Source organism: Streptomyces yangpuensis (assembly GCF_024666385.1).
GTDB classification, from domain to species: Bacteria; Actinomycetota; Actinomycetes; order Streptomycetales; family Streptomycetaceae; genus Streptomyces; species Streptomyces yangpuensis.
Genome location: NZ_CP102514.1, coordinates 5,489,662 through 5,515,268, shown reverse-complemented (window position 1 = coordinate 5,515,268; position 25,607 = coordinate 5,489,662). Strand labels below are relative to the sequence as shown.

Genomic DNA, 25,607 nt, shown 5'->3' with positions numbered 1-25,607 from the left:
GATGATCACAGGCATTGCACGAGCGATGCACAGTCATGGATGCACAGTCATGGGGGAGTAGAAGAGTGAGCACTACCAGCATGCGTACCACCACCCTCGGCGCGGTCGGCCTGGCGGTCGCCGGAACCCTGGCCCTGACGGGCTGCAAGAACGGCAACGAGGAGCTGGTCCCCGCGCCGCCGAGCGAGTCCGCCTCGGCCGGTGCCGCGTCCCCCTCGGCCACCGCCCCGTCCGAAGCGGGCAGCCCCAGCGCCACCACCGGCGGCAGCGAGGCCCCCGCCGGGGCGAACGGCACGGCGAAGTCCGGTCAGACCTTCAAGATCGGCGAGGCTGCGGAGATGCCGTTCAGCTACGGGAACAACAAGGGCGGCCAGATCGCCCTCACGGTCACCGCGATCGAGCAGGGCGACCCCGCCGATCTGGAGCCCCTCAAGCTCGGCGACAAGGTGAAGGGGATGATCCCCTACTACATCCGCTACTCGGTCAAGAACACCGGCACCACGGATCTGTCGTACTCCTCCGTCACCCAGATCAAGGGCCTGCTCGGGGACGGCACCGAAGCGCAGCGCGTGTCGGTCATCGGCAAGTTCGAGAAGTGCGCGAACGAGTCGCTGCCGAAGGGCTTCACCAACGGCCGGACGCAGACCAGCTGCGCGCTGGCCCTCGCCCCGTCGGCCCAGACGAAGGTCACCGCCGCCGAGTACTGGGGCAACCCCTACAACTACCCGAACAAGGGCCTCGTCTGGAAGTGACGAGGGGCCCCTCCGGCCCTTTTGGCCCCTCCGGCCCCTCGCCCCCCTTCCTGATCCACCGAGCCCCTGCGGCCGCACTCCGGCGCAGGGGCTCGCGCCTTTCCCCGGACGCCTTCCACCGCACTGCCCGCCCCGGCCACTCCCGGCCCGCGTCCCCTCCGCCCCCGCGGCCCGTGGGGGCGCCGCCCGCCGGGGGCGTCCCCGGGCCACAATGGGGGCATGCCCGAAGGCGACAGCATCCGGCGCGCGGCGACCCGCCTGCACGCGGTCCTGGCCGGCCGCGAACTGACCCGCAGCGACTTGCGCGTCCCCCGCTTCGCCACTGCGGACCTCACCGGCCGCGTCACCCTCGACGTCACCCCGCGCGGCAAGCACCTCCTCACCCGCTTCGAGGGCGGCCTCACCCTGCACAGCCACCTCCGCATGGACGGCGCCTGGCACGTCTTCACCGCCGGCCAGAAGTGGCGCGGCGGCCCGGACTACGAGGTCCGCGCCGTCCTCGGCACGGCCGGACACACGGCCGTCGGCTACCGCCTGCCCGTCCTGGAGCTGATCCGCACCGCCGAGGAGGACCGCGTCGTCGGCCACCTCGGCCCCGACATCCTCGGGCCGGACTGGGACCCCGCCCGCGCCGCCGCCAACCTCCTCGCCTCCCCCGAGCGACCCCTCGGCGAGGCCCTGCTCGACCAGCGCAACCTCGCCGGCATCGGCAATGTCTACATGTGCGAGCTCTGCTTCCTCGCCCAGGTCACGCCCTGGACGCCGGTCGGCGTCCTTCCCGAGCCCACGCTGCTGCGGCTGGCCGCCGCGTCCCACCGGCTGCTGTCGGCGAACATCGGCGACCGGCCGGGCCACCGCAACACCACCGGCATCCACCGGCCCGGCCAGGAGCTCTTCGTCTACGGCCGCCGCGACCGGCCCTGCCTGCGCTGCGGCACCCCCGTCCGCAAGGTCTCCCAGGACGACCGCCCCACCTACTGGTGCCCCCACTGCCAGCCCGGCCCCACCCCCTGAGGCTCCGGGGCAGGACCGGACACGGTGATTGACGATTCGTCAGATCGGGCCGTACCGTCCCGGCATGCCCACACCCACAGCCTCGTACGACCTCGTCGGCCGCACCGCCCTGGTCACCGGAGCCGCCGGCGGCATCGGCCGCGCCACCGCCGTCCTGCTCGCCGCGGCCGGCGCCCACGTGCACTGCGCGGACCGCGACGAACAGGGGCTGGCCGGGACGGCCGCCCTGGCCGCCGAGGCCGGTGGCGGCCGTGGCGGCGGCGTCACCGTCCACCCCCTCGACGTCACCGACCGGGCCGCGCTCCGGGCGGCCGTCACCGCGGCGGGCCCGCTCGACATCGCCGCCGCCATCGCCGGGATCATGCACACCAGCAGCGTCCTGGAGACGGCCGACGAGGACCTCGACCGGGTCCTGGATGTCAATTTCAAGGGAGTGCTGCGCACCTGCCAGGAGGCCGCCCGCGCCATGATCGCCGCGGGCCGCCCCGGATCGATCGTCACGATGGCCTCCGGCGCCGTGGACGCCGCCCAGCCCGGCCTGCTCTGCTACAGCGCCTCCAAGGCCGCCGTCGTCCAGCTGACCAGGACCCTCGCCACCGAGACCGGCCCGCACGGCATACGGGTCAACGCCGTCGCCCCCGGCTGGATCCGCACCCCGATGACTCACAAGCACAGTCCCGAGGTCCAGGCGCAGACCGAGGCGGCCATGGTCCGCATGTCCCCCCTGCGCCGGGTCGGCGAGCCGGAGGACATCGCGCAGGCGGTGCTCTACCTGGCCTCGGACGCCTCGTCGTTCATGACGGGCCAGATCCTGCGTCCGAACGGCGGGGTGTCGATGCCCTGGTAGCCGCGTCGGCAGGGCCGGGCGCCCCGGCCGCCCGCACCGCGCCGCCACCGGGCTCCGGGCCGTCCCCGGGCTCCGGGCCGCCCCCGCCCCCGCCCCCGTCCCCGGCTTCCCGGGCGTCCCGGCCGGCCCGCCGCCGGACCCCGCGCAGGGGCGCCGGTACGCAGTGCACGGGCAGCAGCCCCAGGCTCCAGCCGCCCACGGCCACCGCGCCCTCCACGACCCCCGACTCCTCGGGGGCCAGCACCAGCCGGAGCACGGCCCACCACCACAGGGCCCCCACCGTCAGCGCGAGGGCCGACACCGCGGGTATGCGCAGCGATGTCCGCACTGACACCTCCATGGGCCGGGACCCGGACGGCCCCATCGTCTCGCACGCCCCCCATGCCCGCACCCAGAACGGCCGGGAGCCCCGTCCGGTGCTCCACGCACCGGCCGGGGCTCCGGCCAAGCTCAAACACGCACGTGCTCGCTCACGCGGCTACTACATTCACCGCTTCCGCAGGCGCCTTGATGGTCACCCGTTCCGGACCGGCGACCGAAGCCATCGAGACCGAATTGAGCATCGGGCGGACCGGTACGCTCACCGGTTCGCTTGCCGCGGCCGACTGTGCCAGCTCAGCGAGCGACAGTTCATCACTGACTTCGCGCATCAGCTCGGACATCCGTACGTCCAACGCGTCGCAGATCGCGGAGAGCAGCTCGGAGGATGCCTCCTTCTGCCCCCGCTCCACCTCGGAGAGATAGCCGAGCGAAACTCGGGCCGACGAGGAGACTTCGCGCAGAGTACGGCCCTGGCGCTGGCGCTGCCGACGCAGCACGTCACCCAGCAGGCGACGGAGCAGAATCATCGGTGGCTCCCTCCTCTGACCGTGTAGCCGCATCCTTCACGCCCCACCGTACCGCCTCGCGCCGCGGCCGTGCGGGGAGCGATGTCGTGTTCACTCAGGGCTGCAAACATCAAATCCCCCCGTTCTGTTCCGTATCCTGCCCCCGCGCATTCTCTCGGAGTTCGTCCGCGAGAAGCTCGAGCACTGTGCGTGCACTCTCCCTACGAATTTCCGCCCGGGAGCCGTTCAACCTCAGCGGGACCGTTTTCCTGCCCTTCGGACCGTCCACGGCGACGAAAACGGTGCCCACAGGCTGCCCGTCCTGCGGCTCGGGACCGGCCACCCCGGTCGTCGCGATTCCCCACGAAGCGCCCATCACCCGGCGCACACCGGCCGCCATCTCAGCCGCCACCTGGGCGTTCACCGCACCCTCGGCGGCCAGCAGGGCGGCGTCCACGCCCAGGACCCGGTGCTTGATCTCCGTCGCGTACGCCGTGACCGAGCCGCGGAACGACCGGGAAGCCCCGGGAACGGCCGTGATCTCGGCCGCGACCATGCCGCCGGTCAGGGATTCCGCGACAGCGACGGTCTGGTCACTCTCCGCGAGCAGCTGGAGCGCGCACGCAGCGGCCGTGCGCCCCTCGCGCGCTCCGGCACGCCCCCGCGCCTCCGGAGAAACCCCCGCCCCTCCGGTCACCGCGCGGCCCGCTCCGCGGCGATACCCCGGCGACGCAGCACGATCGCCTGGCGGATGTAGTCCAAACCGGTGACGACGGTCAGCACGACCGCGATCGCCATCACCCAGAAGCGCATCGTCGCCAGCGCACCGGTCAGTGCGAGGACGTACATGCCCACGGCCGTGCCCTGGGCCAGCGTCTTCAGCTTGCCGCCGCGGCTGGCCGGAATCACGCCGTAGCGGATGACCCAGAAGCGCAGCAGCGTGATCCCGAGCTCGCGTCCGAGGATCACCCCGGTCACCCACCACGGGAGGTCACCCAGCCAGGAGAGACAGATCAGCGCCGACCCCATGATCGCCTTGTCGGCGATGGGGTCGGCGATCTTGCCGAAATCCGTGACCAGGTTGTACGTCCGGGCCAGGTGCCCGTCGAAAATGTCCGTGATCATGGCGACGGCGAACGCCGCCCAGGCCCAGGCCCGCCACGCCGGGTCGTACCCGCCGTCGGCGAGCAGCAGCAGGACGAATCCCGGCACCAGCACGAGCCGGATCATCGTCAGGATGTTGGCGATGTTCCACAGGCTGGCCTGATCGACCGCCGCGGCCCCCAGCTTCGCGCCGGGTACGGGCCGGCGGCCGGTCCCGCCCGCCGCAGATGCCGGGACACCGGTCATCCGGCCGCCTCCTCGAAGTCGAAGTCCAGGGGCTCGGCCACCAGGTCCACTCCCAGGGTGCCGACCACCTTCGCCGTGACGATACGCCCGGGGACCAGGCCCGTGCCGTCGGTGAAGACGACCTGGCCGTCGGTTTCGGGGGCCTGGTGCGCGGCGCGTCCGTAGGCTCCCTCGCCCTCCTCGGCCTCGTCGAAGGGGACGACCGTCTCCACGAGCACTTCCAGGGTCTCGCCGATCCGCTCTTCCGCACGCTGGGCGGTGAGCTCCTCGGCGAGCCGCTGCATGTGCGCGAGGCGCTCGGCGATCGTGTCCTCGTCCAGCTTGTTCTCGTAGGTGACGGCCTCGGTGCCGTCCTCGTCGGAGTAGCCGAAGACACCGATCGCGTCCAGGCGGGCGTGGGTGAGGAAACGCTCCAGCTCGGCGAAGTCGGCTTCCGTCTCGCCGGGGAAGCCGACGATGAAGTTCGAGCGGACGCCGGCCTGCGGGGCCTTGGAGCGGATGGTGTCCAGCAGCTCCAGGAAGCGGTCGGTGTCGCCGAAGCGGCGCATGGCGCGCAGCACGTCGGGGGCCGAGTGCTGGAAGGACAGGTCGAAGTACGGCACGACCTTGGGCGTGGAGGTCAGCACGTCGATCAGGCCCGGGCGCATCTCCGCGGGCTGGAGGTAGCTGACACGGACGCGCTCGATGCCGTCGACGGCGGCGAGCTCGGGCAGCAGGGTCTCCAGGAGCCGGATGTCGCCGAGGTCCTTGCCGTACGAGGTGTTGTTCTCGGAGACCAGCATGATCTCCTTGACGCCCTGCTCGGCGAGCCAGCGGGTCTCGCCCAGCACGTCGCCGGGGCGGCGGGAGATGAACGATCCGCGGAAGGACGGGATGGCGCAGAAGGAGCAGCGCCGGTCGCAGCCGGAGGCCAGCTTGACCGAGGCCACCGGGCTCTTGTCCAGGCGGCGGCGCAGCGGGGCGCGCGGGCCCGAGGCGGGTGCGACACCCTCCGGCAGGTCCGCGGGGGCCTCTGCGGGCTCCTCGGCGGGCGCCTGGGCGTGCCCGGGGAGGGCGACGTCCGCGGCCTGGCGGGCGGCGGGGCTGATGGGCAGCAGCTGGCGGCGGTCGCGCGGGGTGTGGGCTTCGACACTGCCACCGCTGAGGATGACCTGGAGGCGGTTGGAGATGTCGGCGTAGTCGTCGAAGCCGAGGACCCCGTCGGCCTCGGGAAGGGCCTCGGCGAGCTCCTTGCCGTAGCGCTCGGCCATGCAGCCGACGGCGACGACGGCCTGGGTCCTGCCGTGATCCTTGAGATCGTTGGCTTCCAGCAGGGCGTCTACGGAGTCCTTCTTGGCGGCTTCGACGAAGCCACAGGTGTTGACGACGGCTACGTCCGCGTCGGCGGCGTCCTCGACGAGCTCCCAGCCATCCGCCGCCAAGCGGCCTGCGAGCTCCTCCGAGTCCACCTCGTTACGGGCGCAGCCAAGAGTGACAAGGGCGACGGTACGGCGTTCGGGCATGGACTCAAGACTACTTCGTCCCGGCGCGGGCCCCGGCCGCGCGTCCCCGCACACCAAGATCCCCGGGGTGCTCGCAGCACCCCGGGGACCCCGGATCACGCCTTCCGCCTGGGGACGGCCCCTCGGTCAGCCCGCCTGCGGCTGATCACCGGAGGGGTCCTCCTTGGTGTATGTGAGACGTTCCACCTGACCCGGCTGGAAGTCGTCCTTGATCTCCTTGCCGTTCACGAACAGCTTCACGACTCCGGCGTCGCCGAGCACGAGGTCGACGGACTCCTTGTCCGTGAACGTCTTCGACTCGCCCTGCACGAGGGTGCCGTCGAAGAGCAGCCGGCCCGTGGAGTCCTTCGCGGAGATCCAGCTCTCGCCCGTGTCGGCCGTCAGGACGACCGTGACGAGGTCCTTGGGCGCGGCGGCGATGGCACTGTCCGAGGGCTCCGGCTTGGCGGCCTGCGGGGGTGCCTGCGAGGGCTGGGCGGACGGCTTGCCGGCCGTCTGCTTGGGTGCGGGCTTGGGGGAGGCGGAACCTTCCGCCACCGGGCGCTTTTCCTTCTCGTCGCCGCCGCTGAAGGCGGTGAAGGCCACGAAGCCGATCACGGCGACGATGGCGGCGACCATGGCGGCGGTCCAGTTGGGCCGCTGCCGTTCGGGGCGGATCCGCTCGGCCTCGAACATCGGCGCGGCGGGGGTGGGTGCCGGCCGGCCGCCGTGGGCCGCGTCGTAGCTGTCGACCAGGGGTGCCGGGTCGAGGTGGACGGCGCGGGCGAGCGTACGGATGTGACCGCGGGCGTAGACGTCGCCGCCGCACCGCGTGAAGTCGTCCTCTTCGATCGCGTGCACGATCGGGATGCGCACGCGGGTGAGGGAACTGACCTCGTCGACTGTGAGCCCGGCGGCGATCCGGGCCTTCTTGAGGGCCGTCCCGATGGACGGCTCTTCGACGGAACGTTCGACGAGACGGTCCTCGGACCGGTCGTCGGTCGAAGGCCGCTCTTCTTCGGGGGAGTTGGAGTTGCCGATGGACACAAGGGCGCCTTTCGAGCGTGTAGCCACCTGCTGGATGTCCAGTCTAGGGGGGGTACGAAAGGGTGGAGCAACCGGAGGGTGCTCTTCCTACGCCATCCGAATGGTGTGCGAAGGTCCCCTCCGGCGTGGCGGCCCGGCGCCGTACGCGATGTCGTGCGCGGTGCCGCCACTTCTCTTCAACTTGACGCGGGCCCAAGGGAAACGGTTGCCCGCCGAACGGCTACGAATCCGTCTCGCCGCGGATGACCGCGAGTACCCCGTCCAGCTCGTCCGCCTTGAGCAGGACGTCGCGTGCCTTCGAACCCTCGCTCGGGCCGACGATGCCGCGCGACTCCATGAGGTCCATGAGCCGCCCGGCCTTCGCGAAGCCCACCCGCAGCTTGCGCTGGAGCATCGAGGTGGAGCCGAACTGCGTGGTGACGACCAGCTCCGCCGCCTGGCACAGCAGGTCCAGGTCGTCGCCGATCTCCTCGTCGATCTCCTTCTTCTGCTTCTGCCCCACGGTGACGTCGTCCCGGAAGACCGGCGCCATCTGGTCCTTGCAGTGCTGGACGATCCCGGCGATCTCGTCCTCGGTGACGAAGGCGCCCTGGAGGCGGACGGGCTTGTTCGCGCCCATCGGGAGGAACAGCCCGTCGCCCTTGCCGATGAGCTTCTCGGCGCCGGGCTGGTCGAGGATGACCCGGCTGTCGGCGAGCGAGGACGTGGCGAACGCGAGCCGCGAGGGCACGTTCGCCTTGATCAGCCCGGTGACCACGTCCACCGAGGGCCGCTGGGTGGCGAGCACCAGGTGGATGCCGGCGGCGCGGGCCAGCTGGGTGATGCGGACGATGGAGTCCTCGACGTCGCGCGGGGCCACCATCATCAGGTCGGCCAGCTCGTCGACGATCACGAGCAGGTACGGGTAGGGGTTCAGCTCGCGCTCGCTGCCCGGCGGCAGTTTGATCTTCCCGTCCCGGATGGCCTGGTTGAAGTCGTCGATGTGCCGGTACCCGAAGGCGGCGAGGTCGTCGTAGCGCAGGTCCATCTCGCGCACGACCCACTGGAGCGCCTCGGCCGCCCGCTTGGGGTTGGTGATGATCGGCGTGATCAGGTGCGGGATGCCCTCGTACGCCGTCAGCTCGACCCGCTTGGGGTCGACGAGGACCATCCGGACGTCCTCCGGGGTGGCCCGGACCATGATCGAGGTGATCAGGCAGTTGATGCAGGAGGACTTGCCGGAGCCGGTGGCGCCGGCGACCAGTACGTGCGGCATCTTGGCGAGGTTGGCCATGACGTAGCCCCCCTCGACGTCCTTGCCGAGCGCGACCAGCATGGGATGGTCGTCCTCGGCCGCGTCCGCGAGGCGCAGGACGTCGCCCAGGTTGACCATCTCGCGGTCGGTGTTGGGGATCTCGATGCCGACGGCGGACTTGCCCGGGATCGGGCTGATGATCCGCACGTCGGGGCTGGCCACGGCGTAGGCGATGTTCTTGGTCAGGGCGGTGATCCGCTCGACCTTCACGGCCGCGCCGAGGGTCACCTCGTAGCGGGTGACCGTCGGGCCCCGGGTGAAGCCGGTGACGTCGGCGTCGACCTTGAACTCGGTGAACACGTTGCGCAGGGAGGCGACCACCGCGTCGTTGGCGGCGCTGCGGGTCTTGCCGGGCCCGCCCTTCTCCAGCAGGTCCAGCGAGGGCAGGGAGTACGTGATGTCCCCGCGCAGCTGGAGCTGCTCGGCGCGCGGCGGCAGCGGCTGGGCCTCCGGCGCGGCCTTCGTCAGGTCGGGCACCGCCAGCGTCCCGGAGGCCGCGGCGGTGGTGGCGTGCGGCTGCCCGGCGGGCTCCTCCGCGGGCGCGGCGGGCGCCGCGGGCGTGGCCGGCGCTGAGGGCGTGGCCGGCGCCGCGGTGCGCCCGCCTCGGGCGGCCGGCACCGGCGTGGTGTGCTCCGCGCCGTCCCGGTCGGGGGTGATCCCGTGGGTGAGGTCGGCGACGAGCGGGGAGGGCGGCATACCGCCGTAGACCACCCCGTCCAGCGCGGCGGCGGCCGCCGCGGCCACGTCGACGGCGTCCATCTCCCGGTCGATCGCCGGCCGGGCGGCGGTCCGGCGCGGCCGGCGCCGCCTGGCCAGGGCCTCCTCCTCGGCGGCGTCCGCGGGATCACCGGAGCCCGCACCGGCCCCGGAGCGGGCCCGCCACTGCTCCGGGTCGTGCCGGACGGAGCCGCCCGCGTCCTCCCCGTAGCCCTCGTCGTACTCGTTCGGGGCGATGATCCCGAGCCGGATGCCCAGCCGGCGCAGCCGCTGCGGGATCGCGTTGACCGGGGTGGCGGTGACCACGAGCAGCCCGAAGACGGTGAGCAGCACCAGCATGGGCACGGCCAGCGGCGCGCCCATGGTGAAGATCAGCGGCTTGGAGGCGCCCCAGCCGATGAGGCCGCCCGCGTTCTGCATGGCGGTGGTGCCCTCGTCGCGGCCGGGCGCCCCGCAGGCGATGTGGACCAGGCCGAGAACGCCGATGACGAGGGCGGACAGCCCGACGCCGATGCGGCCGTTGGCATCGGTCTGTTCGGGGTGGCGGATGAAACGTACCGCCATGACGCCGAGCAGTATCGGCACGAGCAGGTCCAGCCGCCCGAAGGCACCGGTGACCAGCATGGTGACCAGATCCCCGACGGGACCGCTCAGGTTCGACCAGGTGCCGGCGGCGACGATCAGCGCCAGGGCGAGGAGGAGCAGCGCGACGCCGTCCTTGCGGTGGGCGGGGTCGAGGTTCCTGGCGCCGTTGCCGATCCCGCGGAAGACCGCGCCGACCGCGTGCGCGCAGCCCAGCCACAGGGCCCGCACCAGTCGCAGCACGCCGCTCGTCGGGGACGGCACGGGCTTGGCCGCGGCCTTCTTGGCCGGGGCGCGCCTGGCGGCCGCGGCCTTCTTCGCCGGTGGCTTGCGTGCGGGGGCCGCCTTCTTGGCGGGCGCCGTCGTACGGCCGGTGCGGCCCTTCGCAGTGCCCGCGGTGCTCGGGGAACCCTTGCCGGACGTACTTGAGGCCATGGGGCCGAGGTTACCGGTGCGCGCGCCGGTGGACACGCGTGCCCACCCCTTCACCCGTTCGTGTCGTCGCCGGGGTCGGCACTTTGACGCTCCGCCAAGCCGGACGCGTGCGCGGTCAGTTCTGCGAGGGCAGCGCCGGAGCCCCTCCGGCGCTCCCGGGCTCCAGTGCGTCGAGTGCCCGCCGCAGTCCGGTGAGTTTGCGTTCCAGATGGGCCGCAGTCGCCACGACGCCGGCGTCGGCCGCGTCCTCGCCGAGCTGCTTGGTCAGCGCCTCGGCCTGCTCCTCGACCGCCGCGAGGCGCGCGGACAGCTCGGCCAGCAGGCCCGCCGTCTCCTTGCCGGCGTCCACGCCGTTCGTGCCGCCGCCCTCCAGCTGGAGCCGCAGCAGGGCCGCCTGCTCCCGCAGTTGGCAGTTCTTCGTATACAGCTCCACGAAGACGGAGACCTTCGCCCGCAGCACCCACGGGTCGAAGGGTTTGGAGATGTAGTCGACCGCGCCCGCCGCGTAACCGCGGAAGGTGTGGTGCGGACCGTGGTTGATCGCGGTGAGGAAGATGATCGGAATGTCCCGGGTCCGTTCCCGCCGCTTGATGTGCGCGGCAGTTTCGAATCCGTCCATTCCCGGCATCTGGACATCCAGCAGGATGACCGCGAAATCGTCCGTGAGCAGCGCTTTGAGCGCCTCCTCCCCCGACGACGCCCGGACCAGTGTCTGATCGAGCGCGGAGAGGATGGCCTCCAACGCCAGCAGATTCTCCGGCCGGTCGTCGACCAGGAGGATCTTGGCCTTCTGCACCATGCCCTGTCCTCCTCGCCCCGGCATGGGGCCTCCCCGGCTCCTGGCACCGGCCTGTGCGCCGGGCCCCGCCCCAGAGGACGACACCCGTGCGCCGTCCGTCCTTGTGCCGGTCATCGTAGCCCCAGTCCCGAGATCGCCACACCCTGTCACCAAGATGTCACTGTGCACGAAGCGGAAACGTGATGGGAGAGCAGAAGGTTCCCCGTTCACCGCTGTTCCACACGGCCGTGGGCACGGTGCGTCAGCGACCGGTTCCCTTCCGCCCTCCCTCCTGTCTCACTTGCCCCGCATCCACTGCTCCATCACCGACAGCAGGTAGTCCGGGTCGACCGGCTTGGTGACGTAGTCGGAAGCACCGGAGTCGATCGCCTTCTCCCGGTCCCCCTTCATCGCCTTCGCCGTCAGCGCGATGATCGGCAGGCCGGCGAACTGCGGCATCCGCCGGATCGCCGAGGTCGTGGCGTACCCGTCCATCTCGGGCATCATGATGTCCATCAGCACGACCTTCACGTCGTCGTGCTGCTCCAGGACCTCGATGCCCTCCCGGCCGTTCTCCGCGTACAGCACCGCCAGCCCGTGCTGTTCCAGCACGCTGGTCAGCGCGAAGACGTTGCGGACGTCGTCGTCCACGATGAGCACCCGCTCGCCGCGGAAGTCGTACGTCCGGGCCACCGTCGGCAGCTCCTCCTCCGCGGCGTCCCAGGCGTCCTCGGCTCCCTCCGCGTTCGGCTGCCCGGGCACCGCCGTACGCGGCTCCAGGTCGCTCAGCGCCTTGCGCCGGCGCCGGAACAGCCCGGTCCCGCCGCCCTGTCCGGCGGCCGCCGCCGGCGGTGCGGACCGCTCGGGCTGCGGCTGCGCCGCCGGAGCGGCCGCGGGCCCGGCCGGCAGCACCGGCAGTCCGGGCCGGGCCCCGTCCAGGGACCGGCGGTACAGCTCGCCGCGGGCCCCTCCCGGGGTGGGCGGCGCGTAGCCCTGCGGCGGCAGCTCGCTCGGGTGCAGCGGCAGGTACAGCGTGAAGGTGGAGCCGCGGCCGGGCTCGCTCGCCGCGTGGATCTCGCCGCCCAGCAGCCGGGCGATCTCCCGGCTGATGGACAGCCCCAGCCCGGTGCCGCCGTACTTGCGGCTGGTGGTCCCGTCCGCCTGCTTGAACGCCTCGAAGATCACCAGCATCTTGCTCGCCGCGATCCCGATGCCGGTGTCGGTGACCGAGAAGGCGATCAGGTCCGCGTCCGCCTCCCGCAGCGAACCGGCCTCCAGCAGCTGCTCGCGGATCTCGGCCGGCACATCGGCGCCGGCGGGCCGGATCACCAGCTCCACCGCGCCGGTGTCGGTGAACTTCACCGCGTTCGACAGCAGGTTGCGCAGCACCTGCAGCAGCCGCTGCTCATCGGTGTGCAGGGTGGCGGGCAGCTCCGGGGAGACCCGCACGGAGAAGTCGAGGCCCTTCTCCGCCGTCAGCGGCCGGAAGGTCGCCTCCACGTAGTCCACGAGCTGGACCAGCGCGATCCGGGTCGGTGAGACGTCCATCTTCCCGGCCTCGACCTTCGACAGGTCGAGGATGTCGTTGATCAGCTGGAGCAGGTCACTGCCGGCGCCGTGGATGGTCTCGGCGAACTCCACCTGCTTCGGCGACAGGTTCTCGTCGGCGTTGTCGGCGAGCAGCTTGGCCAGGATCAGCAGCGAGTTGAGCGGGGTGCGCAGCTCGTGCGACATGTTCGCCAGGAACTCGGACTTGTAGCGCATCGAGACCGCGAGCTGCTCGGCACGCTCCTCCAGGACCTGCCGGGCCTCCTCGATCTCGGTGTTCTTCACCTCGATGTCCCGGTTCTGCTGGGCCAGCAGTTCGGCCTTCTCCTCCAGCTCGGCGTTGGCGGCCTGCAGGGCCTTCTGCCGGTTCTCCAGCTCGTCGGAACGCTCGCGCAGCTGCTCGGTCATCTCCTGCGACTGCTTCAGCAGCATCTCCGTCTTGGAGTTGACGCTGATGGTGTTGACGCTCGTACCGATCATCTCGGCGATCTGGCTGAGGAAGTCCTTCTGGATCTGCGTGAAGCCCGTGAAGGAGGCCAGCTCGATGACGCCGAGCACCTTCCCCTCGAAGAGCACCGGCAGCACGATCACGTGCGCCGGCGGGGCCTCGCCGAGACCCGAGGAGATCTTCAGGTAGCCGGGCGGGGTGTTCTCGACGAGGATCGTCCGCTTCTCCTCGGCGACCGCCCCGATCAGCCCCTCCCCCGGCCGGAAGGAGATGGGCATCTGACCGCCGGCGTACGCGTAGCTCCCGCGCATCCGCAGCTCGTACGAGCCCTCCGCGCCCCCGTCCGTCCCGATCTCGGTGGTGCCGCCGGCCGGCACCGCCAGGAAGAAGGCACCGTGCTGAGCGGAGACCACCGGAGTCAGCTCGCTCATGATCAGCGAGGCGACGTCGTCGAGGTCGCGACGCCCCTGCATCAGTGCGGAGATCCGGGCCAGGTTGCCCTTGAGCCAGTCCTGCTCCTTGTTGGCCAGGGTGGTGTCGCGCAGGTTGACGATCATCGTGTTGATGTTGTCCTGCAGGACCTGGATCTCGCCCGCCGCGTCCACGTCGACCTTCAGGCTGAGGTCCCCGCGGGTCACCGCGGTCGCCACGGCCGCGATCGCCCGCACCTGCCGGGTGAGGTTGCCGGCCATCTCGTTCACGGACTCGGTCAGGTCCCGCCAGGTGCCGTCAACGTCCCGGACCCGGGCCTGGCCTCCGAGGATGCCCTCGGTGCCCACCTCGCGGGCCACCCGCGTCACCTGGTCGGCGAAGGAGGACAGCTGGTCGACCATCGTGTTGATGGTGGTCTTGAGCTCCAGGATCTCGCCGCGGGCGTCGATGTCGATCTTCTTGGTCATGTCGCCCTTGGCGATGGCGGTCGTGACCATGGCGATCTGCCGCACCTGACCGGTGAGGTTGGAGGCCATGAAGTTCACCGAGTCGGTGAGGTCCTTCCAGGTCCCCGACACCCCGGGCACGTGCGCCTGCCCGCCGAGGCGGCCCTCCGTACCCACCTCGCGGGCCACCCGCGTCACCTCGTCGGCGAACGACGACAGGGTCTTCACCATCGTGTTGACGGTGTCGGCGAGCTGCGCGACCTCGCCGCGCGCCTCGACGGTCACCTTCTTCGTCAGATCGCCGTTGGCGACGGCCGCCGAGACCTGGGCGATCCCGCGCACCTGGGCCGTCAGGTTCCCGGCCATCGTGTTGACGTTGTCGCTGAGGTCCTTCCAGATGCCGGTGACCCCGCGGACCCGGGCCTGGCCTCCGAGGATGCCCTCGGTGCCCACCTCGCGGGCCACCCGGGTCACCTGCTCGGCGAAGGAGGACAGCTGGTCCACCATCGTGTTGACGGTCGTGACGAGTTCGAGGATCTCGCCCTTGGCGTCGACGGTGATCTTCTTCGAGAGGTCCCCCATCGCGACCGCCGTCGTCACCTCGGCGATGTTGCGCACCTGCGAGGTCAAGTTGTTCGCCATGAAGTTGACGGACTGGGTGAGGTCCTTCCAGGTGCCGGAGACACCCTTGACCTCGGCCTGACCGCCGAGGATGCCCTCCGTGCCCACCTCCCGGGCCACCCGGGTCACCTGCTCGGCGAAGTTCGAGAGCTGGTCGACCATCGTGTTGAGGGTGTTCTTCAGCTCCAGGATCTCGCCCCGGGCGTCCACGTCGATCTTCTGCGACAGATCACCGCGCGCCACCGCCGTGGCGACCTGGGCGATGTTGCGGACCTGCGAGGTCAGGTTCCCGGCCATGCCGTTCACCGAGTCCGTCAGGTCGCGCCAGACACCGGCCACCCCGGGCACCTGCGCCTGGCCGCCGAGGCGGCCCTCCGTCCCCACGTCCCGCGCCACCCGGGTCACCTGCTCCGCGAAGGCGGAGAGCTGGTCGACCATCGTGTTGATGGTGTTCTTCAGCTCCAGGATCTCGCCCCGGGCGTCCACGTCGATCTTCTGCGACAGGTCACCGCGCGCCACCGCAGTGGTCACCTGGGCGATCTGGCGCACCTGCGAGGTCAGGTTCCCGGCCATGAAGTTGACGGAGTCGGTCAGCTCCTTCCAGGTACCGGAGACCCCCTCCACCCGGGCCTGGCCGCCGAGCCGGCCCTCCGTACCCACGTCCCGCGCCATCCGCGTGACCTGGTCGGCGAAGGACGACAGCTGGTCGACCATGGTGTTCACGGTGTTCTTCAGCTGGAGCATCTCGCCGGAGACGTCCACCGTGACCTTCTGCGACAGGTCGCCGTTGGCCACCGCCGTGGTCACCTGGGCGATGTTGCGGACCTGCCCGGTGAGGTTGCGGAAGGCCGTGTTCACCGAGTCGGTGAGGTCCTTCCAGGTACCGGCAGCCCCGGGCACCTGGGCCTGACCGCCCAGCTCACCCTCGACGCCGACCTCACGGGCCACCCGCGTCACTTCCGCACCGAAGGACTGGAGCTGGTCGACCATCGTGTTGACGGTGTTCTTCAGCTCCAGCATCTCGCCGGCCACGTCGACCGTGACCTTCTGCGACAGGTCGCCGTTGGCCACCGCCGTGGTCACCTGAGCGATGTCCCGCACCTGGGTGGTGAGGTTGCGGAAGACCGTGTTCACCGAGTCGGTGAGGTCCTTCCACGTCCCCGCCGCCCCCGGCACCTGCGCCTGCCCGCCGAGCAGGCCCTTGGCGCCGACCTCGCTCGCCACCCGCGTGACCTCGTCCGCGAAGGTCCGCAGCGTCTCGGTCATCTGGTTGATCGTTTCGGCCAGCTGCGCGACCTCGCCGCGCGCGCTGACCCGTACCTTCTGCGACAGGTCACCGTTGGCGACCGCCGTCGTCACCTGCGCGATCCCGCGCACCTGGGCCGTCAGGTTCCCGGCCATCGTGTTGACGGAATCGGTCAGGTCCTTCCACACACCCGCGACCCCGGGCACCTTGGCCTGGCCGCCCAGCTCGCCCTCCGTACCCACCTCGCGGGCGACCCTGGTCACCTCGGAGGAGAAGGACGAGAGCTGGTCCACCATCGTGTTCACGGTGTTCTTCAGCTGGAGCATCTCGCCGGCCACGTGCACGGTGACCTTGCGCGACAGGTCACCCTTCGCGACCGCCGTCGTGACGAGAGCGATGTCACGCACCTGCGCGGTGAGCCGGTACGCCATCGTGTTGACGGAGTCGGTCAGATCCTTCCAGGAACCGGACATCCCGCGCACCTGGGCCTGGCCGCCGAGCTTGCCCTCGGTACCCACCTCCAGCGCCACGCGCGTCACCTCGTCGGTGAACGCGGACAGCTGGTCGACCAGGTTGTTGACCGTACGCCCGACCTTCAGGAACTCGCCGCGCAGCGGATGCCCGACCCCGTCGGCCGCCTGCGTCCGCAGGTCCATCCGCTGGTCCAGGTCACCCTCGGCCACCGCCGACAGCACCCGTCCCACCTCGGACACCGGCCGGGCCAGATCGTCGACGAGCTGGTTCGAGGCGTCGATCGCGGCCGCCCAGGAGCCCTCACAGGCACCCGTTTCCAGCCGTTCGCTGAGCTTCCCCTCACGGCCCACCATCCGCCGGACCCGGGACAGTTCCCCGGTCAGGTGGAGGTTCCGGTCGGCGACCTCGTTGTAGACGGCGGCGATCTCCGCCATCACGCCCTCGCCGGACACCGTCAGCCGCTTGCGGAAGTTTCCGTCCCGCATCGACACCAGCGCCGTGAGCAGCCTGTTCAGCGCGGCGGTATCGACCTCTGTCGTGCCGCCGCGCCGGGACCGCCCGCCCTTCGGCCGCGTTCCCGTACGCCGCACCACTGCGCCAGACTCCACCGTGTCCCTCCCGAAAGGGTCGACCGCTGTTCCACCGGACACCTGACTCGTCACAAGCCGGCACTGCAAGCCTGCCCAGTGTTTCACCCTGGCCGAACCAGGCCATAACACTTCGGCACCATCGCACACCGGCCGTACCCTGCGAGTGGATTCCCGGACGACGGCACCATGCCGTCCGCGAAGGTAAGTAACCTGGCAACCGATGTCCAACCGCGTCGAAGGAGATTCGTGATCACGGCACGGGCGGCTGCCAGCTTCGACCCTCTCGGGCGCTCGGTCGCCGCCGCTCGCGCGTTCGTCCGCGACACCCTGCAGGGCTGGGGCTTCGCGGACATCGTCGACGACGCGGTGGTCCTCACCAGCGAGCTCGTCACCAATGCCGTGGTCCACGCCGGAACCAGGGCCGAGGTCCTCTGCCTGCGCACCGAGGACGGCGTACGGGTCGAGGTCGCCGACCGCTACCCGGAGCGCGAGCTGCCGCTGCGGCACCCGGGCGAGCGGCCGTACGCCGACCCCGACCGCGAGAACGGCCGCGGACTGATGCTCTGCGCCGCCCTGGCCACCCGCTGGGGCGTGGAGTACACCGCCACCCACAAACACGTGTGGTTCCGCCTCGACCTGCCAGACCGGCCGGTCGGTACCCGCTCCGCGGGCCCCGTCGTCCCCGACCGCCTGCTCCCCCTCGCCGACAGCCGGGTCCGCGTCGCCGTCCTCCAGGTCGACTCGGCCGACGCCGTCTCCGCCTGGAACGAGGACGCCGAGCACATCTTCGGCCACCCCGCCGAGAAGGCGGTGGGCCGCCCGCTCGCGGAGCTCGCCGCCTGGCCGCAGACCCCCGGCACCGGAACCGGCATCGCCGAGGCCCTGCGCCTGTCCCGCTGGGAGGGCAGCTACGGGGTCCGCGGCGCCGACGGCCGCGTCATCCCCGTCTACGCCTCCCACCTGCGGGTGCGCGACGCCCACGGCGAACCGTCCACCGTCTGCCTCCTCGTCCACGACGACGAGCGCGCCTTGTTGCAGACCCCCGTACGGGTGCCTTCCGCGGACGGCGGGCACTTCGCCGAGCCCCGCGCCGCCGACCCGTTCGAGGTCTTCATCGGCTCGCCCGCCCCCGACGACCTCGACGGCCTGCTCCAGCGCACCGTCGAGCGCGCCCGCGACCTCCTCGACGCCGACGCCGCCTTCCTGCTGCTCGCCACCGACGACGAGACCGAGCTGGAGGTCCGGGCCACCACCGGCCTGCCCTCCACCCGCCAGCGCTTCGCCCGCGTCCCCGTCGAGGCCGGTACCAACCGCTACGGCTCCGCCCGCATGCCCGCCGTCCACGACGACCTCGTCGCCGTCCCCGGGGCCGTTCCGCTGCTCGACTCCACCGGCATGCGCTCCGCGGTGACGGTCCCCCTCAAGGTCGAGGGCCGCCTCACGGGTTCCCTGGGCGTCGCCGCCGAGAGCCCCGGCCGCTACTCGAACGAGGAGGCGCTGCACCTGCAGTTCGCGGCCGACCGCATCGCACTGGCGGTGGAGTCCGCCCGCCTCGGCGAGCTGGAGCGGCTGCGCCGAGGGTCCCTGTCCTTCCTCGTCGAGGCGTCCGACCTGCTGGCGGGCACCCTGGACCGGGACCAGACCCTGGCCCTCATGGCCCAGATGACCGTCCCGACGCTCGCGACCTGGTGCGCCGTCTACACGATCGCCGACCAGTCCTCGGACCCGTACCTCAGTTACGTCCTGCACGAGGACGAGGACCGCATCGACGGCCTGAAGGCCCTGCTGTCCCGGGTCAGTCCGCCCGAGCCGGTCCGCGAGGCCGGCGCCCGGCCGTGGCCCGAGACCGCCCTCGCGGTCGGCGGCGAGACGGTGGTCCTGCCGCTCCTCGCCCGCAACCGCGTCATCGGCATGCTGACCCTCGGCAAGCCCCGGGAGGAGCACTTCCGCCAGGAGATCCTCGAACTGGCCGAGGACCTCTCCCGCCGTGCCGCCCTCGCCCTGGACAATGCCCGCCTCTACTCCGAGCGCACCGCGATCAGCCGCTCCCTGCAGCGCAGCCTGCTGCCGCCCGGCTCCCCCGCCATCCCGGGGATGGAGGTCGAGGTGATCTACCGCGCGGCCGGCGAGGGCAACGAGGTGGGCGGAGATTTCTACGACGTCTTCCCGATCCGCGACGGCGCGTACGGCTTCGCCATCGGCGACGTCTGCGGTACGGGCCCGGAGGCGGCCGCCGTGACCGGCCTGGCCCGGCACGCGCTGAGGCTGCTGGCCCGCGAGGGCCTCGGCGGCCCGGCCGTCCTGGAGCGACTCAACGCGGCCATCCTCGACGAGGGTGCCCGCAGCCGCTTCCTCACCCTCCTCTACGGCGAGCTCCACCCGCAGCCGGACGGCGGCGCCCTGATGAAGGTCGTCTGCGCGGGCCACCCGCTCCCGCTGCGCCTGCGTCCGAACGGCATGGTCGACGCGGCCGCGGAACCGCAGCCCCTGCTGGGTGTGATCGAGGACCTGGACCTGTACGAACAAACCGTCACCCTCGACCCGGGCGATGTCCTGCTGTGCGTCACGGACGGCGTGACCGAGCGACGCGAGGGCAGCCGGATGCTTGGTGACGACGGCCTCACGGAGGTCCTCACGACCTGCACGGGTCTGACCGCCGGCGCGGTCGCCTCCCGTGTCCTGCGGGCGGTGGAGCGCTTCGCGGCGGAGCCCGCCTCGGACGACATGGCGATCCTGGCGTTCCGCGTCCCGCACCCGCGGGCGGGCGATTAATCGCGGTGCGGGCGGGGACCCTCTGGGCTAGCCTCGGCGCCCATGCAGACTCCCCGCACACGCCCCGATTACACCGCCGACGAACGCACCCAGCTGCTGGGCTGGCTCGACATGCAGCGCTCGATCATCCGCTGGAAATGCGAAGGGCTCTCCGACGAGGACGCCCACCGCCCGGTCCTGCCGTCCTCTCCGCTGATGACGGCGGCGGGTCTCGTCTCCCACATGCGGTGGGTCGAGCACTGCTGGTTCGAGGTGATGCTGATGGACCGGCCCACCGACACCAATCCCCAGTTCGGGGACGTGGAGGACGCGGACATGCGGGCCGACGGCATCCCTCTCGACCGGCTCCTGGAGGAGTACGACCGCCAGTGTGCGGTGTCCAACGAGATCGTGGCTTCGCTCTCCCTGGACGACACCGGCCGCAACACGGAGTTCAAGGCAGGTGCCGCGTCGGTGCGCTGGGTCCTGCTCCACATGATCGAGGAGACCGCCCGTCACGCCGGCCACATGGACGCGATACGCGAGCTGGTGGACGGCGGGAAGGGCTACTACTGACCGGAACGCAAAAAAGGCCCCCGCCGAATGGCGGGGGCCTTTTCCTTGGAGCCCTTTAACGGAATCGAACCGTTGACCTTCTCCTTACCATGGAGACGCTCTACCGACTGAGCTAAAAGGGCGGGTTGTTCGGCGGCGTCCTACTCTCCCACAGGGTCCCCCCTGCAGTACCATCGGCGCTGAAAGGCTTAGCTTCCGGGTTCGGAATGTAACCGGGCGTTTCCCTAACGCTATGACCACCGAAACACTATGAAATTCGAACGCTGGCTGACATCACAGCTGTTCGTTATTTCAGAACTAACACAGTGGACGCGAGCAACTGAGGACAAGCCCTCGGCCTATTAGTACCAGTCAGCTTCACCCGTTACCGGGCTTCCACATCTGGCCTATCAACCCAGTCGTCTACTGGGAGCCTTACCCTCTCAAGGAGGTGGGAATACTCATCTTGAAGCAGGCTTCCCGCTTAGATGCTTTCAGCGGTTATCCCTCCCGAACGTAGCCAACCAGCCATGCCCTTGGCAGGACAACTGGCACACCAGAGGTTCGTCCGTCCCGGTCCTCTCGTACTAGGGACAGCCCTTCTCAATATTCCTACGCGCACAGCGGATAGGGACCGAACTGTCTCACGACGTTCTAAACCCAGCTCGCGTACCGCTTTAATGGGCGAACAGCCCAACCCTTGGGACCGACTCCAGCCCCAGGATGCGACGAGCCGACATCGAGGTGCCAAACCATCCCGTCGATATGGACTCTTGGGGAAGATCAGCCTGTTATCCCCGGGGTACCTTTTATCCGTTGAGCGACGGCGCTTCCACAAGCCACCGCCGGATCACTAGTCCCGACTTTCGTCCCTGCTCGACCCGTCGGTCTCACAGTCAAGCTCCCTTGTGCACTTACACTCAACACCTGATTGCCAACCAGGCTGAGGGAACCTTTGGGCGCCTCCGTTACCCTTTGGGAGGCAACCGCCCCAGTTAAACTACCCATCAGACACTGTCCCTGATCCGGATCACGGACCGAGGTTAGACATCCAGCACGACCAGAGTGGTATTTCAACGGCGACTCCACACCAACTGGCGTTGATGCTTCAAAGTCTCCCACCTATCCTACACAAGCCGAACCGAACACCAATATCAAACTGTAGTAAAGGTCCCGGGGTCTTTCCGTCCTGCTGCGCGAAACGAGCATCTTTACTCGTAGTGCAATTTCACCGGGCCTATGGTTGAGACAGTCGAGAAGTCGTTACGCCATTCGTGCAGGTCGGAACTTACCCGACAAGGAATTTCGCTACCTTAGGATGGTTATAGTTACCACCGCCGTTTACTGGCGCTTAAGTTCTCAGCTTCGCAACCCCGAAAGGTCACTAACCGGTCCCCTTAACGTTCCAGCACCGGGCAGGCGTCAGTCCGTATACATCGCCTTACGGCTTCGCACGGACCTGTGTTTTTAGTAAACAGTCGCTTCTCGCTGGTCTCTGCGGCCACCCCCAGCTCACCAAGCAAGTTGGATCACCAGTGATGGCCCCCCTTCTCCCGAAGTTACGGGGGCATTTTGCCGAGTTCCTTAACCATAGTTCACCCGAACGCCTCGGTATTCTCTACCTGACCACCTGAGTCGGTTTAGGGTACGGGCCGCCATGAAACTCGCTAGAGGCTTTTCTCGACAGCATAGGATCATCCACTTCACCACAATCGGCTCGGCATCAGGTCTCAGCCTTGTATGAGGGACGGATTTGCCTACCCCTCGGCCTACACCCTTACCCCGGGACAACCACCGCCCGGGCTGGACTACCTTCCTGCGTCACCCCATCGCTTACCTACTACAAGTCTGGTTCGTCGGCTCCACCACTTTCCTTTCCCCGAAGGGTCCGGAACGGCTTCACGGACTTAGCATCGCCTGATTCGATATTGGGCGTTTCAAAGCGGGTACCGGAATATCAACCGGTTGTCCATCGACTACGCCTGTCGGCCTCGCCTTAGGTCCCGACTTACCCTGGGCAGATCAGCTTGACCCAGGAACCCTTAGTCAATCGGCGCACACGTTTCTCACGTGTGTATCGCTACTCATGCCTGCATTCTCACTCGTGAACCGTCCACAACTAGCTTCCGCTGCTGCTTCACCCGGCACACGACGCTCCCCTACCCATCACAGCGGGCGTTGGCCCTATAGCTGCAATGACACGACTTCGGCGGTACGCTTGAGCCCCGCTACATTGTCGGCGCGGAATCACTTGACCAGTGAGCTATTACGCACTCTTTCAAGGGTGGCTGCTTCTAAGCCAACCTCCTGGTTGTCTCTGCGACTCCACATCCTTTCCCACTTAGCGTACGCTTAGGGGCCTTAGTCGATGCTCTGGGCTGTTTCCCTCTCGACCATGGAGCTTATCCCCCACAGTCTCACTGCCGTGCTCTCACTTACCGGCATTCGGAGTTTGGCTAAGGTCAGTAACCCGGTAGGGCCCATCGCCTATCCAGTGCTCTACCTCCGGCAAGAAACACACGACGCTGCACCTAAATGCATTTCGGGGAGAACCAGCTATCACGGAGTTTGATTGGCCTTTCACCCCTAACCACAGGTCATCCCCCAGGTTTTCAACCCTGGTGGGTTCGGTCCTCCACGAAGTCTTACCTCCGCTTCAACCTGCCCATGGCTAGATCACTCCGCTTCGGGTCTAGAGCGTGCAACTCAATCGCCCTGTTCGGACTCGCTTTCGCTACGGCTTCCCCACACGGGTTAACCTCGCTACACACCGCTAACTCGCAGGCTCATTCTTCAAAAGGCACGCAGTCACGAGATGCAGCAAGCTGCATCCGACGCTCCCACGGCTTGTAGGCACACGGTTTCAGGTACTATTTCACTCCGCTCCCGCGGTACTTTTCACCATTCCCTCACGGTACTATCCGCTATCGGTCACCAGGGAATATTTAGGCTTAGCGGGTGGTCCCGCCAGATTCACACGGGATTTCTCGGGCCCCGTGCTACTTGGGAAATGAGCAAGCAAGCCGTACAGATTTCAGCTACGGGGGTCTTACCCTCTACGCCGGACCTTTCGCATGTCCTTCGCCTATCCATACGGTTTCTGACTCGCCTCACAGCCGGCAGACCGTGAAAGCTCACTCCCACAACCCCGCATGCGCAACCCCTGCCGGGTATCACACGCATACGGTTTGGCCTCATCCGGTTTCGCTCGCCACTACTCCCGGAATCACGGTTGTTTTCTCTTCCTGAGGGTACTGAGATGTTTCACTTCCCCTCGTTCCCTCCACACTGCCTATGTGTTCAGCAGCGGGTGACAGCCCATGACGACTGCCGGGTTTCCCCATTCGGACACCCCCGGATCAAAGCTCAGTTGGCAGCTCCCCGGGGCCTATCGCGGCCTCTCACGTCCTTCATCGGTTCCTGGTGCCAAGGCATCCACCGTGCGCCCTTAAAAACTTGGCCACAGATGCTCGCGTCCACTGTGTAGTTCTCAAACAACGACCAGCCACCCATCACCCTGATCCACAAGGAATCAAGTTCACTGGGGCCGGCACTGAAGACATGACCAACGGCCGTACCTTCAGGACCCAACAACGTGCCAAGCACGATCCCGTCGACTTTCGCTGTGTTCCACGCCGAAGCAGTACTTACAGGAAGTGTCAGAAACCGTGCCAACTAATCAACGTTCCACCCATGAGCTGACCGTGCAGAACGTTTGTCTGCAATCGGTACTGTGCTCCTTAGAAAGGAGGTGATCCAGCCGCACCTTCCGGTACGGCTACCTTGTTACGACTTCGTCCCAATCGCCAGTCCCACCTTCGACAGCTCCCTCCACAAGGGTTGGGCCACCGGCTTCGGGTGTTACCGACTTTCGTGACGTGACGGGCGGTGTGTACAAGGCCCGGGAACGTATTCACCGCAGCAATGCTGATCTGCGATTACTAGCGACTCCGACTTCATGGGGTCGAGTTGCAGACCCCAATCCGAACTGAGACCGGCTTTTTGAGATTCGCTCCACCTCACGGTATCGCAGCTCATTGTACCGGCCATTGTAGCACGTGTGCAGCCCAAGACATAAGGGGCATGATGACTTGACGTCGTCCCCACCTTCCTCCGAGTTGACCCCGGCGGTCTCCTGTGAGTCCCCATCACCCCGAAGGGCATGCTGGCAACACAGGACAAGGGTTGCGCTCGTTGCGGGACTTAACCCAACATCTCACGACACGAGCTGACGACAGCCATGCACCACCTGTATACCGACCACAAGGGGGGCACTATCTCTAATGCTTTCCGGTATATGTCAAGCCTTGGTAAGGTTCTTCGCGTTGCGTCGAATTAAGCCACATGCTCCGCCGCTTGTGCGGGCCCCCGTCAATTCCTTTGAGTTTTAGCCTTGCGGCCGTACTCCCCAGGCGGGGAACTTAATGCGTTAGCTGCGGCACCGACGACGTGGAATGTCGCCAACACCTAGTTCCCAACGTTTACGGCGTGGACTACCAGGGTATCTAATCCTGTTCGCTCCCCACGCTTTCGCTCCTCAGCGTCAGTAATGGCCCAGAGATCCGCCTTCGCCACCGGTGTTCCTCCTGATATCTGCGCATTTCACCGCTACACCAGGAATTCCGATCTCCCCTACCACACTCTAGCTAGCCCGTATCGAATGCAGACCCGAGGTTAAGCCTCGGGCTTTCACATCCGACGTGACAAGCCGCCTACGAGCTCTTTACGCCCAATAATTCCGGACAACGCTTGCGCCCTACGTATTACCGCGGCTGCTGGCACGTAGTTAGCCGGCGCTTCTTCTGCAGGTACCGTCACTTTCGCTTCTTCCCTGCTGAAAGAGGTTTACAACCCGAAGGCCGTCATCCCTCACGCGGCGTCGCTGCATCAGGCTTTCGCCCATTGTGCAATATTCCCCACTGCTGCCTCCCGTAGGAGTCTGGGCCGTGTCTCAGTCCCAGTGTGGCCGGTCGCCCTCTCAGGCCGGCTACCCGTCGTCGCCTTGGTAGGCCATTACCCCACCAACAAGCTGATAGGCCGCGGGCTCATCCTTCACCGCCGGAGCTTTCCACCGCAGAAGATGCCTTCCGCAGTCGTATCCGGTATTAGACCCCGTTTCCAGGGCTTGTCCCAGAGTGAAGGGCAGATTGCCCACGTGTTACTCACCCGTTCGCCACTAATCCACCCCGAAGGGCTTCATCGTTCGACTTGCATGTGTTAAGCACGCCGCCAGCGTTCGTCCTGAGCCAGGATCAAACTCTCCATGAATGTTTACCCGTGATCGGGTGCACACGCACGAAAGAGCGGGCGCATCATGTCGGAATATGACCGACGCGCCACAACGTCCTCGCTGTGTTTGTCGCCTGCCAGTG

At 68.4% G+C, this 25,607-nt stretch carries 14 protein-coding genes, 1 tRNA gene and 3 rRNA genes; 5 read left to right on the top strand and 13 right to left on the bottom strand.

Features of this window, described 5'->3' with window-relative positions:
* The first annotated feature begins 65 nt into the window (after window positions 1-65).
* The 3 genes from NRK68_RS25335 to NRK68_RS25325 all read left to right on the top strand — a co-directional run bounded on the left by NRK68_RS25335 (window position 66) and on the right by NRK68_RS25325 (window position 2,613).
* Window positions 66-752, top strand: coding sequence for a PDZ domain-containing protein (locus NRK68_RS25335; protein ID WP_183068199.1), 687 nt, complete (start codon window positions 66-68; stop codon window positions 750-752).
* A gap of 219 nt (window positions 753-971) precedes the next feature.
* Window positions 972-1,766: an Fpg/Nei family DNA glycosylase gene (locus NRK68_RS25330; protein ID WP_257856804.1), complete on the top strand. Its 795-nt coding sequence runs from the start codon at window positions 972-974 to the stop codon at window positions 1,764-1,766.
* Between the two features lie 64 nt (window positions 1,767-1,830).
* Window positions 1,831-2,613 carry an SDR family NAD(P)-dependent oxidoreductase gene (locus tag NRK68_RS25325; RefSeq protein ID WP_183068197.1) on the top strand — a complete coding sequence of 261 codons (783 nt, stop codon included), beginning with the start codon at window positions 1,831-1,833 and terminating at the stop codon, window positions 2,611-2,613.
* Here NRK68_RS25325 and NRK68_RS25320 read toward each other — a convergent pair.
* The 9 genes from NRK68_RS25320 to NRK68_RS25280 all read right to left on the bottom strand — a co-directional run bounded on the left by NRK68_RS25320 (window position 2,561) and on the right by NRK68_RS25280 (window position 16,947).
* Window positions 2,561-2,941, bottom strand: coding sequence for a hypothetical protein (locus NRK68_RS25320; protein ID WP_257856803.1), 381 nt, complete (start codon window positions 2,939-2,941; stop codon window positions 2,561-2,563). The two genes, NRK68_RS25325 and NRK68_RS25320, sit on opposite strands and share 53 nt — an antisense overlap.
* Window positions 2,942-3,083: 142 nt before the next feature.
* On the bottom strand, window positions 3,084-3,461 hold the full coding sequence (locus NRK68_RS25315) for a helix-turn-helix domain-containing protein (RefSeq protein WP_046776407.1): 378 nt from the start codon (window positions 3,459-3,461) through the stop codon (window positions 3,084-3,086).
* Window positions 3,462-3,570: 109 nt separating this feature from the next.
* Window positions 3,571-4,050 (bottom strand): CinA family protein, encoded by a 480-nt coding sequence (locus NRK68_RS25310; RefSeq protein ID WP_257857925.1) that lies wholly within the window; start codon window positions 4,048-4,050, stop codon window positions 3,571-3,573.
* Between the two features lie 83 nt (window positions 4,051-4,133).
* Window positions 4,134-4,790: a CDP-diacylglycerol--glycerol-3-phosphate 3-phosphatidyltransferase gene (gene pgsA / locus NRK68_RS25305; RefSeq protein ID WP_030962010.1), complete on the bottom strand. Its 657-nt coding sequence runs from the start codon at window positions 4,788-4,790 to the stop codon at window positions 4,134-4,136.
* Window positions 4,787-6,292, bottom strand: coding sequence for a 30S ribosomal protein S12 methylthiotransferase RimO (gene rimO / locus NRK68_RS25300; RefSeq protein WP_183068194.1), 1,506 nt, complete (start codon window positions 6,290-6,292; stop codon window positions 4,787-4,789). Before rimO ends, pgsA begins: the two co-directional genes overlap by 4 nt.
* 126 nt (window positions 6,293-6,418) lie before the next feature.
* Complete coding sequence (locus NRK68_RS25295; protein WP_257856800.1) at window positions 6,419-7,318, bottom strand: helix-turn-helix domain-containing protein; 900 nt, start codon at window positions 7,316-7,318, stop codon at window positions 6,419-6,421.
* A gap of 220 nt (window positions 7,319-7,538) precedes the next feature.
* The gene (locus NRK68_RS25290; RefSeq protein WP_257856799.1) at window positions 7,539-10,346 is read right to left on the bottom strand and encodes an FtsK/SpoIIIE family DNA translocase; all 2,808 of its coding nucleotides are present in this window, start codon (window positions 10,344-10,346) and stop codon (window positions 7,539-7,541) included.
* A gap of 115 nt (window positions 10,347-10,461) precedes the next feature.
* The gene (locus NRK68_RS25285) at window positions 10,462-11,145 is read right to left on the bottom strand and encodes a response regulator (protein ID WP_183068191.1); all 684 of its coding nucleotides are present in this window, start codon (window positions 11,143-11,145) and stop codon (window positions 10,462-10,464) included.
* A gap of 276 nt (window positions 11,146-11,421) precedes the next feature.
* Entirely contained in the window at window positions 11,422-16,947 is a 5,526-nt protein-coding gene (locus tag NRK68_RS25280; protein ID WP_183068190.1) for a HAMP domain-containing hybrid sensor histidine kinase/response regulator, read from the bottom strand.
* 168 nt (window positions 16,948-17,115) lie between these two features.
* On the opposite strand from NRK68_RS25280, the gene NRK68_RS25275 reads away from it, so the two are divergent.
* Window positions 17,116-19,701, top strand: coding sequence for a SpoIIE family protein phosphatase (locus tag NRK68_RS25275; RefSeq protein ID WP_257856798.1), 2,586 nt, complete (start codon window positions 17,116-17,118; stop codon window positions 19,699-19,701).
* 42 nt (window positions 19,702-19,743) lie between these two features.
* Window positions 19,744-20,256 carry a DinB family protein gene (locus tag NRK68_RS25270; RefSeq protein ID WP_183068189.1) on the top strand — a complete coding sequence of 171 codons (513 nt, stop codon included), beginning with the start codon at window positions 19,744-19,746 and terminating at the stop codon, window positions 20,254-20,256.
* Between the two features lie 46 nt (window positions 20,257-20,302).
* On the opposite strand, the gene NRK68_RS25265 is transcribed toward NRK68_RS25270, so the two are convergent.
* The 4 genes from NRK68_RS25265 to NRK68_RS25250 form a co-directional block, all read right to left on the bottom strand.
* Window positions 20,303-20,378: transfer RNA gene (locus NRK68_RS25265), tRNA-Thr, on the bottom strand.
* Window positions 20,379-20,383: 5 nt separating this feature from the next.
* Window positions 20,384-20,500: ribosomal RNA gene (gene rrf / locus NRK68_RS25260) — 5S ribosomal RNA — on the bottom strand.
* Window positions 20,501-20,577: 77 nt separating this feature from the next.
* Window positions 20,578-23,697 (bottom strand): 23S ribosomal RNA (locus NRK68_RS25255).
* A 282-nt stretch (window positions 23,698-23,979) separates the two neighbouring features.
* Window positions 23,980-25,503, bottom strand: a 16S ribosomal RNA gene (locus NRK68_RS25250).
* Together the 16S, 23S and 5S rRNA genes with 1 tRNA gene alongside form the textbook arrangement of a ribosomal RNA operon.
* Window positions 25,504-25,607: the final 104 nt, after the last annotated feature.